Origin of the sequence: Mesorhizobium sp. M4A.F.Ca.ET.090.04.2.1 (genome assembly GCF_003999085.1) — a bacterium.
Lineage (GTDB): Bacteria > Pseudomonadota > Alphaproteobacteria > Rhizobiales > Rhizobiaceae > Mesorhizobium.
On sequence record NZ_RZOT01000214.1, the window covers coordinates 1 to 9,229 of the forward strand.

The window sequence follows — 9,229 nt, forward strand, 5'->3', positions numbered from 1 at the left end:
GCTGTTGGGGACGGACGGGGTTTCAGCAGCTTGGCGGGGGCGCCGGACGGGCTGGTACACGCATGGTGTACCGCCCGCTCCTGGCCGGTCTTCCAAAACGCAGATTTGAGCCGCGTCGCAAGCGCGCGCACGCCACCCTTGCGTCTTGACCGCCGATTGACCATCCTCTTGCCATCGTGCATCCAGAAGGAGTCGCGGCATGGGGTTTTTGGCGCATGGGATCCATGCGCGGGCGCGGTTGGGGGATCGCATATGCCGACGCTTTATGCGTTGAAACCAGCCTTCCAGGCGAGGCTGCGGCCGCTGGCCGATCGCCTGGCCAGCGCCGGCGTCACCGCCAACCAGATCACGCTGCTGGCCGCTGGCCTTTCCGTCGCCACCGGCGTGGTGGTGGCTGCCTTCGCGGCCCATCCGGCCGTATTCCTGCTGATGCCGGTGGCGCTGTTTACGCGCATGGCGCTCAACGCGATCGACGGCATGCTGGCACGGGAACATGGGCAGGCGTCAAAACTCGGCATGTATCTCAACGAGCTCTGCGACGTCGTCTCCGACCTGGCGCTGATCCTCGCTTTCGCCGCCCTCTTCCCGGCCTGGGGCGTGGTCGCCTTCGCGATCATGGCGGTCATCGTCGAGTTCGCCGGCGTGCTCGGCATCGCCGCGGGGGCGGCGCGCGACTATGCAGGGCCGTTCGGCAAGAGCGACCGGGCGCTGGCGCTGGGCGTCATCGGCGCGTTGATCGTTTTCGGCCTGTGGCCGGTGGCACTCACGCCCTTTGTGTTTCCGGCGCTCGCAACACTGTCGCTGGCGACCGCCATCAACCGGATACGCAGCGGCCTTAGAGGAGCAGTCGGGCAATGAGCGACCTCGGGGGCAACACCATGATCCATCAGCAGAATATCGCCGCAGCAGCACCGGCGAGCCTCCAACGCGTGGCCGAGGAGCGGACCTTCAAGACCCATGACGGCACCGAGATCTTCTACCGCTACTGGCCGGCGCTCGGCGAGCAGCCCAGGGGCGCCATCCTTCTCTTCCATCGCGGCCACGAGCATGGCGGGCGAATGGCGCATCTGGTCGACGAGCTCGCAATGCCCGGCTACGCCTTCTACGCCTGGGACGCGCGCGGCAACGGCCGCTCGGCCGGCGAGCGCGGCTATGCGCCGTCCTTCGCCGCGCTGGTGCGCGACATCGACTGCTTCGTGCGCGAGATCGCCCGCGACGGTTTTTCCCAGCGTGACGTAGCACTCATCGCGCAATCCTTCGGCGCCGTGCTCGCCGCCGCCTGGGTGCATGATTATGCGCCCGACATCCGCGCGCTGGTGGTGGCTTCGCCCGCCTTCTCGGTCAAGCTCTACGTGCCCTTCGCCAAGGAGGGTATCGCGCTCTGGCAGCGGCTCAAGGGGCGCTTCTTTGTCAATTCCTACGTCAAGGCCAAGTTCCTGACGCATGATCCGGAGCGCATCGCCTCCTTCGACGCCGATCCGCTGATCACGAGGCCGATCGCCTCCAACATACTGGTCGAGCTCTACACGCATGCCGCCCGCATCGTCGCGGACGCGCGCGCCATCACCGTGCCGACACAGCTGCTGATCTCGGGCGCCGACTGGGTGGTGCGGCACGGCCCGCAGCACGAATTCTTCGTCAACCTGGCAAGCCCCGCCAAGGAGCGGCATGTGCTGCCCGGTTTCTTCCACGACACGCTGGGCGAGCGCGACCGCAAGTACGCGCTCGACCTAGTCCGGCCATTCCTCGAAAAGCAGTTTTCAGCGCCGGAGAAGCCTGCCGACCTGACCGCGGCCGACCGCTCCGGCTACACGCGCGACGAGGCCGACAGGCTCGCCTCCCCGCTGCCGCTGCTGTCGCCCAAGGGCCTCTACTGGGCGATGAGCCGCGCCTTCATTCGCATCGGCTCCTGGTTCTCCACCGGCCTCAAGACGGGGATCACCACCGGCTTCGATTCGGGCTCCACCCTTGACTACGTCTATGAGAACGACGCCCGGGGTGAGACCCATCTCGGCCGCATGATCGACCGCACCTTCCTCGACGCCATCGGCTGGCGCGGCATACGCCAGCGCAAGCTCCATCTGGAAGAACTGATCGGCAACGCCACGGAGCAGCTTAAGTCCGCCGGCCGGCCCGTGCACATCGTCGACATCGCCGCCGGCCATGGCCGCTACGTGCTCGATGCCGTTGCCAAATGCCCGACGCCCCCGGCCAGCGTCAGGCTGCAGGACTATTCCGAGCTCAATGTCGGGCTCGGCACCAGGCTGATCGCCGAGCGGCACCTGCCGACCAGCGTCACCTTCCGCCAGGCCGACGCCTTCGATGCCGGAATGCTCGCCGCGCTGAAGCCGGCGCCGGACCTCGCCATCGTTTCCGGCCTCTACGAGCTCTTCGCCGACAATGCGCTGATTTCCCGCTCGCTCAGCGGACTCGCCAGCGCCATGCAGCCCGGTGCCCTGATCATCTACACCAACCAGCCCTGGCATCCGCAGCTGGAGATGATCGCGCGTAGCCTGACCTCGCATCGCGGCGGCCAGGCCTGGGTGATGCGGCGGCGCACGCAGGGCGAGATGGACCAGTTGGTGAAGGCCGCCGGTTTCGAGAAAATCGACCAGCGCATCGACCAGTGGGGCATCTTCACCGTCTCGGTCGCGCGGCGCGTCTGAGGAAGCCGTGCCCGCCGCCGACCCTGCCCCAGCCGCCATCGCCGAGCCGTCGAAGGATAGATTCGGCGCCATCCTGCTACGCGCGGCGCTGTGGCTGGCGCTGCTCGCGCCGCTGTTCTACTCGACCTATGGCTTCGCCAACTGGCTGGCCTCGCGACGCGACGATGTCGGCAGCATTGTCTTTGCGTGGGAGCGCGACATCCCGTTCATGGCGTGGACGATCGTGCCCTACTGGTCGATCAACCTGTTCTACGGCCTGTCGCTGCTTCTCAACGACACCAGGCGCGGCGTCGACCGCCTCGCCGGCCGCTATCTGACCGCGCAGGCAATCGCGGTGACCTGCTTCATCTTGTTCCCGCTCAGGGCGACCTTCGTGCGGCCGGAGACATCGGGGCTGCCGGGCTTCCTGTTCGCGGTGCTCGGCGGCTTCGACAAGCCGTTCAACCAGGCGCCGTCGCTGCACATCGCGCTGCTTACGATCATCTGGGACCACTGGCGGCACCGGCTGAGCGGCATCTCAGGAATTGCCTGGCACGTCTGGTGCTTCCTGATCGGCGCCTCGGTGCTGACGACATGGCAGCACCATTTCATCGACATCCCGACCGGCGCGCTGCTCGGCCTGTTCGCGCTGTGGGTGTTCCCGCGCACGGGCGAACTGCCTTTCGCCGGCTTCCGGCTGGCGACCGACAGGAAAGCGCAGCGGCTGGCGGTCTTCTATGCGCTGGGGGCCACACTGCTGCTGGCGGGCGCGGCCGGCGGCGCCCTCGTCTCGGCGGTTGCCCTCGCCCTTCTGTGGCCGGCGCTGGCGCTGGCCATCGTCGCCTTCGGCTATGCCGGCGCCGGAGCCAAGGTGTTCCAGAAAGCGGCGGACGGCCGCGTCTCACTCGCCAGTCGGCTGCTGCTCTGGCCCTACCGCGTCGGCGCCAGAATCAATCTCTGGGCCTGGACGCGCACGCTGTCGCCAATTGTGCCTGTCACCGACGGCGTCTTCCTCGGCCGGTTCCCGACGGCTGCCGAGGCCAGCGGCTTCGGCACGGTGATCGACCTTGCCGCCGAACTGGAGCGGCCGCGCGGCGCATCCTGCCGCTGGATCAGCCTCGCCGTGCTCGATCTTCTGCCGCCATCCGCGAAGCAACTCTCCGAAGCGGTGCCGGCGATCGAGGCGGCGCGCCGGCAGGGGACGGTGCTGATCTGCTGCGCGCTCGGCTTCCAGCGCAGCGCCACGGTCGCCGCCGCATGGCTGGTCGGCACCGGCCGCTCGCACACCGCCGCGCAGGCGCGCAAACTGCTCGCCGCCTCCGGCCGACCGGTGCACATTCAGGCCGGGGTGGACGAAGCGGCATGAACAGCAATAGCTATCAGGACAAAGCCGGCGCGTTCGCCGCCGGACTTATGCTGCAGGCGGCGTGGCCGCTGCTGGCGGTCGCGGCTTGCCTGCTCGCCGCGCCGGTGATCGGGCTGGCGGCCGCGCCGCAGGTGACACCGCTATCGGCGGCAGCGTGGCTGGTGGCTGCGGCGGCGGCTCTGGCTACCCTCGCCTTCACCGCGCTCCTCCTGTTCGACGCGCTGCTGTTCCGGCTGATGGCGAGCCATGACAGCGAGGTTTCGGGCGGCGGCGCGGTCGATGATTTGCTCGCCCGCATGCGGCTGAAGCCCATGCCTGCCGCGACGCGATCGCTCGACCAGCGGATATCGGGTACGCGCCGGCTGCTGATGAAGCAGCGTATGGCCTTTGCGGTGTTCGCGGCGGCGTCACTGATGGCGGCATTGCTTTGAGACTTCGATGACAAAACTCCACATCCGCGCCAACACTTTCACCCTCCTGCAGACCATCACCTCGGTCGGCCTGTCGGCGCTGGCCTGGGTGGTGACCGGCGTGCGACCGATATGGAACGGCAGCCAGCCCTCGGAGCGGCAGCGCATCTATTTCGCCAACCATGCCAGCCATGGCGACTTCATCCTGCTCTCGGCCTGCCTCAGCGAGAAAGTGCGCGCCCGCACCCATGCGGTGGCGGCGGCCGAATATTGGGGCAAGTCGCGGCTGCGCCGCTACATCGCCGAGGACATGCTGTCCTCGGTGCTGATCCACCGGCAGTGGACCGAAGAGTCACAGAACCCGATCAACATCATGCTGTCGGTGCTCGACCAGGGTCATTCGCTGATCCTGTTTCCCGAGGGCACGCGCAACACCACGGACGAGCCGCTGCTGCCGTTCCGTTCCGGCCTCTACAACCTGTCGATGGCGCGGCCCGAGGTGGAGCTCATCCCGTGCTGGATCGAGAACATGTCGCGGGTTCTGCCCAAGGGCCAATTCCTGCCGGTGCCGCTTCTGTGCCGCGTCGTCTTCGGCCCGGCTGTGACCATCGCGCCCGGCGAGGAGCGGCGCGCCTTCCTCGAACGCGCCCGCCAGACGCTGCTCGCCCTCAACCCCCGCCCCGACCGAGACGACTGATGCCACTACCGCCGATACATGAAACCATGATCCTGATCGCCGGCCTGGTCGCGGTGCTGTCGACGGCCAGCGTCACCGCCGGCATCTTGTCATGGCGAGCGCCGAAGCCGCTGTCGCCGACGCTCGTCAATCTCACCCAGCGCATCAACGCCTGGTGGGTGATGGTGGTGGCGATCACCGTCGCCTTCTTCTTCGGCCATGCCGGCATGACCATCCTGTTCGCGCTGATCTCGTTCGCGGCGCTGCGCGAATTCGTGACGCTGACGCACAGCCGGCGCAGCGACCACTGGGTGCTGCTCGGCATGTTCGCCATCATCATCCCATTCCAGTACTGGCTGGTGTGGACGGCGTGGTACGGGCTCTTCACCATCTTCATCCCGGTCTACTGCTTTCTGCTGATGCCGGCGATCACCGCGCTCAACGGCGACACCGAGCGCTTCCTCGAGCGCGTCTCGGCACAGCAATGGGCGATCATGATCTCGGTCTACTTCGTCAGCCACGTGCCGGCGCTGCTGACGCTCGACGTGCCGGGCTTCGAGGGCCGCAACCTCCTGCTCATCGCCTTCCTGATCATCACCGTGCAGGGCAGCGACGTGCTGCAATACATCTTCGGCAAGCTGTTCGGAAAACACCTGCTGTCGCCGACCGTGTCGCCGTCGAAAACCTGGGAAGGGCTGGTCGGCGGGCTCGCCGCCTCCAGCCTGCTTGGCGCGCTGTTGTCGTTCCTGACGCCGTTCTCGCCGCTGCAGGCGGCCGCCGTCGCCCTTGTCGCCTGTCTGATGGGTTTTCTCGGCGGCCTGGTCGCCTCGGCCATCAAGCGCGACCAGGGCGTGAAGGACTGGGGCCATCTGATCGAGGGCCATGGCGGCATGATGGACCGCGCCGACAGCCTGGTCTTCGCCGCCCCGGTGTTCTTCCACACGGTCAGGTATTTCTGGTCGGCGTGAGGGGAATGGGCTTGCGATCGCAAGTGGGCGCCTGACCCAGCCGAGCCCATTCAGGCAGCGGCCGCTGCAAAGAAAGCCCGCCGGTGTGCGGCCGGCGGGCAGATTTGGTGTCGATAGCGAGAAGACCTCGCTGGGTTGGAAACGCGCGGTCGATGATTTGGTTTCGTGCCGGCCGTACCGCGGCCCAATGACAAACGAGCAAAAAAGCTCGCCCGGCGTGACCGGGCGAGATGGCTCTTGGAGGTTGGGAACTGCCCGCCCAACTTGCCGCAGTTTCATGACGGTCCGATGAACCGGGCGCCGGCCGGCAGCGCTCGCCCCGATTGGTTAGGCCCAGCGGCCGCCCGCGAGTCGCATGGGGCCGCCGGACCGCGTTCTGACCGCCCCCTAGAGCCGGATGATTTCAGGTCGAATCGACCTGAAATCTGAATCCGGCTCTAAATCAAAGAGATAGAGCATGATGTCGTCCGAAACCCGCTTCACACTTTTCGGCATCATGCTCTAGTCGCGTGCCCTGCGGATGGAAGAGATGAGCTCGTCGACACGATCCACCGGGTGGGCACGCGGCTTGCCAAGCGATCGAGCATCCAGCCGGTTGTCATAAATGCGCGCCAGCAGATCGCAGGCCACTTTGGCGCGCTGCCAGGTGCGACCGACCAGTGAGCGGCCTCCCAAGGTACCAGGAGCGTTGTCGGACTCATCCCACACCATCCAGCTTCCCGAAGGTTCTGGACGACAGCGGAATCTCGCCTTTCCATGATCCTGCATGGCTTCGAAACGGGAAAGGCGCACTGTTGGTTCGACAACAATCGAGGGCATGGTTAACGCCGCCGAGCGTTGTGGCAGCCCTCCGCGATCATGCCATGGCCCACTTTCGAGCGGCGGGCCGGTTTCGCCGGCTGCAAATCCAATTTTGCCTGGCAGCGGTAATTATCACGTAAGACTAGTCTAATAACTTTTGGAAGCGAAATACTTAGGGTTGGGAACGCATATGGAACAGTCCACCCGCCTAGGGAACCTGCACTTCGCCCAGGCAATGTTGAGGGAAGTCCGCGAGCGAGCGCGGTCAGACGGTGAGGATCTTCTGACCTACCTAATCGACATGGCTTACCTGGAAGCCAGCGATCGAATTAGGGCAATCTGGGCCGCAAAAGACAACGACGCCGCGTCCGGCGAAGGCCGATAAGACGACCAGGGCGTGGACCCGCAACGCCCTGGGGCCCTCACAGCCGGCCCACCGGCTCGTTATTCGGTTTCGGCCACGAAGGATATGGCGATCAGGTCGTCGCCACCAATCTGGCCCTGGCCGTCTTCCATCACCGCGGCGACCTTCCGGAAGGTCTTCATCTCGTGTTCGGTAATGCGGGCTTCCCGCATCCTCGCCCTCAGGGCGGCTACGCGCAGTCCCAAGGCGTGGGATTGCCCGATCTCACGGTCCAACATGCATGGCTCCTCGATATTTGAGCGACTTGAAGGCCCGCCGCACCGAAATGCAGCGGGCCTGAGCTGAAGCGTTTGGCCTATTCGTAAACTTTGATGATCTTGCGCGTGCCCGGATCAACGAGGACCGTCCGGTTGTCGATCACGACGTAGCGGTATTGCACGTCGGGAACTTCATAAAGCTCGACTGTATCGGGAAGAGTCGTGCCGATGTTGAGCTCCACGCCAGGAAGCGCTACCGAGGCCAGGGGCTTCTTCTTCACATATTCCCGGATGACCGTTTCCTGTTCCGGCTGAATGATCAGGGTGTCGGCGGCGGCAGCCCCGATACCGGCCAGCAGCAAAAACCCCGCAGCGGCTGCGGCGAGATAGATTTTCATAGTTTCCTCCTGGTGGTGTGGTTGCGCCAGACGACATTGTCTTCACGCTGCAAGCAGACCCAACGCCAGGTTTTTGCAAACGTTCCGCGATGAGGACCTAGGTCTGAACCGTGTACGACCTTATCAGGCGCAATAGCCTCGTCAGGGGCGGCAACCGGAACCCTTGATTGCCCGCCTTCGTTGCTCGCTACAAGGTTCAGGAGAGGAATCCATGGATAAGAGCGTCGATCAGGCACGCTGGCTACTCACGCCGGTGTTCGCGGTCGCCATCATGTTCTTGGCGATTGGAATGGCACTCGGCTGAAAATCCTTGGCTCGCCAAGAATCTTTTCAATGGAACCTGCGCAGTCCGGTCCTTTCCGAAGCCCTCGCCGCGGAGGAACCGATGTGTCCCGCCAGCCAGCTTCAGCCTTCATACTTTAGCAGTTTCGAAACTAAGCCCGCCCTTACGCGTTGACGCTTGCCACAATGGAGAATTTCAAGAATGGATCCGGCGGTCGCGGCGGTGATGATTTTGCTTTCGTGCAGCCGAGGACAGACCTCCGTCTGCCGACCTATCGATTCGCCGCCCGACCTCTACATGTCGGTCCAGCAATGCCGGGCGTCATTGAAGGAGCGTCTTGCCAGATCGGCTAACGGCGTAATCATCGGCCGCTGCCGAGAGATCGACCTGAGTATTACAGGTTCACTGCCGGCCGGCCATGCGATCGTAACGGTGACGCGCGGTGTGGGGAACAAGACCGTCACCAGCTATATCGTGCCGCGCAAGACCGACTAGAGACTGGGCGCGGCGGGCGCCGTTGCCGGCGGCCAGGTCTGCCGCCGCCTCGACCAAATCTCGACCAACCGTGGCCGGACCTCAAGCCGCCAAGCGACAATATGGGAACCGGAACCAACACTTCTAGGTCCTCGTTGATCCGATGATGCAAGAAGAGGACACAGAGATGGCCACCAAAGAAAAGAAAGAAAAAAAGCAGGCGAGCCGCGTGGTGAAAGGGCAAGAGCTGGAGGTGGAGCACCTGACGGAAATTGCCGACGTCTCGCCGAAACAGGCGCGCGCCTTGTTGCGCAAGCATGGTGCCGACTGGACCAAGCTCAAGGACGAAGCCGAAGATTTGAAGGATGACTGAAACACCCGGCACGGCTTCCTCTCTCGGTCTCCGCCGCGGCGTGAGGGGATATTGCGCGATCCCTTCTTTCCTTGTGGGGACTGCTCAGGCGCCCGAGTGCCGCAGCCAATGGCGGTCGAAGACGTCCAGGATGGCGCGGAACTCGGCCGGCGGGACCTGGGGGACGCCGCCGTCGCTGCCGCCGACCAGGAAGCGCGTGAGCTGCCGGTCGACC

11 protein-coding genes are annotated in these 9,229 nt (G+C 65.0%); 8 read left to right on the top strand and 3 right to left on the bottom strand.

Features of this window, described 5'->3' with window-relative positions; translation table 11 throughout:
• Positions 1-252 precede the first annotated feature (252 nt).
• Genes EN781_RS16495 through EN781_RS16520 form a run of 6 tightly spaced genes read left to right on the top strand, consistent with a single transcriptional unit; the run spans position 253 to position 6,065 of the window.
• Positions 253-858 carry a CDP-alcohol phosphatidyltransferase family protein gene (locus tag EN781_RS16495; protein WP_126055343.1) on the top strand — a complete coding sequence of 202 codons (606 nt, stop codon included), beginning with the start codon at positions 253-255 and terminating at the stop codon, positions 856-858.
• The gene (locus EN781_RS16500) at positions 855-2,666 is read left to right on the top strand and encodes a bifunctional alpha/beta hydrolase/class I SAM-dependent methyltransferase (RefSeq protein WP_126055344.1); all 1,812 of its coding nucleotides are present in this window, start codon (positions 855-857) and stop codon (positions 2,664-2,666) included. The genes EN781_RS16495 and EN781_RS16500 overlap by 4 nt, the downstream gene beginning before the upstream one ends.
• 37 nt (positions 2,667-2,703) lie before the next feature.
• Positions 2,704-4,011, top strand: coding sequence for a phosphatase PAP2/dual specificity phosphatase family protein (locus EN781_RS16505; protein WP_126059133.1), 1,308 nt, complete (start codon positions 2,704-2,706; stop codon positions 4,009-4,011).
• Entirely contained in the window at positions 4,008-4,442 is a 435-nt protein-coding gene (locus tag EN781_RS16510) for a hypothetical protein (protein ID WP_126055345.1), read from the top strand. The genes EN781_RS16505 and EN781_RS16510 overlap by 4 nt, the downstream gene beginning before the upstream one ends.
• A 7-nt stretch (positions 4,443-4,449) precedes the next feature.
• Positions 4,450-5,118 carry a lysophospholipid acyltransferase family protein gene (locus EN781_RS16515; RefSeq protein WP_126055346.1) on the top strand — a complete coding sequence of 223 codons (669 nt, stop codon included), beginning with the start codon at positions 4,450-4,452 and terminating at the stop codon, positions 5,116-5,118.
• A 26-nt stretch (positions 5,119-5,144) separates the two neighbouring features.
• A complete protein-coding gene (locus EN781_RS16520) occupies positions 5,145-6,065 on the top strand; it encodes a phosphatidate cytidylyltransferase (protein WP_127422756.1) in 921 nt (306 codons plus the stop codon).
• Between the two features lie 501 nt (positions 6,066-6,566).
• Here EN781_RS16520 and EN781_RS16530 read toward each other — a convergent pair.
• The 3 genes from EN781_RS16530 to EN781_RS16545 all read right to left on the bottom strand — a co-directional run bounded on the left by EN781_RS16530 (position 6,567) and on the right by EN781_RS16545 (position 7,885).
• Complete coding sequence (locus EN781_RS16530) at positions 6,567-6,884, bottom strand: hypothetical protein (RefSeq protein ID WP_126055348.1); 318 nt, start codon at positions 6,882-6,884, stop codon at positions 6,567-6,569.
• Between the two features lie 426 nt (positions 6,885-7,310).
• Complete coding sequence (locus EN781_RS16540) at positions 7,311-7,508, bottom strand: hypothetical protein (RefSeq protein ID WP_126055350.1); 198 nt, start codon at positions 7,506-7,508, stop codon at positions 7,311-7,313.
• 77 nt (positions 7,509-7,585) lie between these two features.
• On the bottom strand, positions 7,586-7,885 hold the full coding sequence (locus EN781_RS16545; protein ID WP_126055351.1) for a DUF1236 domain-containing protein: 300 nt from the start codon (positions 7,883-7,885) through the stop codon (positions 7,586-7,588).
• 484 nt (positions 7,886-8,369) lie between these two features.
• On the opposite strand from EN781_RS16545, the gene EN781_RS16550 reads away from it, so the two are divergent.
• Complete coding sequence (locus EN781_RS16550) at positions 8,370-8,663, top strand: hypothetical protein (RefSeq protein WP_126055352.1); 294 nt, start codon at positions 8,370-8,372, stop codon at positions 8,661-8,663.
• A gap of 166 nt (positions 8,664-8,829) precedes the next feature.
• A complete protein-coding gene (locus tag EN781_RS16555) occupies positions 8,830-9,015 on the top strand; it encodes a hypothetical protein (RefSeq protein WP_127400152.1) in 186 nt (61 codons plus the stop codon).
• Positions 9,016-9,229 lie beyond the last annotated feature (214 nt).